At 73.3% G+C, this 1,666-nt stretch carries 1 protein-coding gene; it reads left to right on the top strand.

What is annotated here, in order from left to right:
* Positions 1-18 precede the first annotated feature (18 nt).
* The coding region (locus AC27IQ_RS23995; protein ID WP_487091055.1) for a glycosyltransferase family protein at positions 19-1,666 on the top strand (1,648 nt) is incomplete at its 3' end.

Genomic DNA, 1,666 nt, shown 5'->3' with positions numbered 1-1,666 from the left:
GTGGGCGCGGGCGCGTGGGTGACCGCACTGTGGCTGCTGGGCCTGCTGCTGCCCGCCTCCGAGGTCGCCACCAGCCTGGTGCACCGGCTGGTGGCCTGGCGCCTGGGCGCGGCGCCCCTGCCCGGGCTGGAGCTGGCCGGGGGCATTCCGGCCTCGATGCGCACCCTGGTGGCCATGCCCACGCTGTTCACCAGCGCGGCGGACCTGCTGGAGCAGATCGAGCGGCTGGAGGTGCACTACCTGGCGGGCGGCGAGGGCGACATCGCCTTCGCGCTGGTGGCCGATGGCGTGGATGCGCCCACGCAGGACCTGCCCTCCGATGCCCCCCTCGTCGCACTGGCCGAGCAGGCCATCGCGGCGCTGAACCTGCGCCACGGCCCCGCGCCGCAGGGGCCGCGATTCCTGCTGCTGCACCGCCGCCGCCTGTTCAGTGCGGCGGAGAACACCTGGATGGGATGGGAGCGCAAGCGGGGCAAGCTCCATGAGCTGAACCGGCTGCTGCGCGGCGCGGCGGACACCAGCTTCGTGCCCACCCCGGCCGTGCCGCAGGGCGTGCGCTACGTGATCACGCTGGACGCCGACACGCGGCTGCCGCGCGACGCGGCGCTGCGCCTGGTGGGCAAGATGGCCCACCCACTCAACCGCCCCCGGTTCGACCCGGTGTCGCAACGCGTCGTGGGCGGCTACGCCATCTTGCAGCCGCGCATCACGCCGTCGCTGCCCACCGGCAGCCAGGGCTCGTTCTACCAGCGGATCTCCTCCAGCCCGGGCGGCATGGACCCCTATGCGATGGCCATCTCGGACGTCTACCAGGACCTCTTTGGCGAAGGCTCGTACACCGGCAAGGGCATCTACGACGTGGATGCCTTCGAAGCATCGCTGCAGGGCCGGGTGCCGGACAACACCCTGCTGAGCCACGATCTCTTCGAAGGCACTTTCGCGCGCGCCGGCCTGGCCTCCGACATCGAACTGATCGAGGAAGCCCCGGCCCGCTACGACGTGGCCGCGCGGCGCCAGCACCGCTGGACCCGGGGCGACTGGCAGCTGCTGCCCTGGATCGCCGGCCACTGGAGCGGGCCCCAGGCCGTGTCCGCCGTGGGGCGCTGGAAGATGATCGACAACCTGCGCCGCTCGCTGCTGGCGCCATCGGCGCTGCTGGCGCTGGGCATGGCCTGGGCGATGCCCACGGCGTCCGCCGCCGTCGCCATGCTGCTGGTGCTGCTGGTACTGGCCATTCCTTCCTGCCTGCCGTTGCTCTCCAGCGCCTGGTCGCACCGTCCGGGCGTGCGGCTGCGCAGCCAATGGCGGGTGCTGGCCGCCGATGCGCGGATGGCCTGCGCCCAGACCGTCCTGGCCTGGAGCCTGCTGGCGGACCAGGCCTGGCGCATGGGCGATGCCCTGGTGCGCACGCTGGCCAGAATGTTCGCCACCCGCCGCCACCTGCTGGAATGGACGACCGCGGCGCAGTCCGGCCAGCGCCCCCGGCCGGGCGTGCGGGGCTTTTACCGGCAGATGGCCCCGGGCATGGCGCTCGGCCTGGCCCTGGCAATAGCTTCCATCGCGGCGGCGCCGTCGCACTGGGCGGCCACGCTGGCGCTCCTGCTGCCGATGGTGTCGCTGTGGCTGGCGGCGCCCGCCCTCGCCGCATGGGCCAGCCGGCCGCCAG

The organism is Acidovorax sp. KPB24-07 (assembly GCF_057543315.1).
This window is presented reverse-complemented; position numbering and strand designations above follow the sequence as displayed.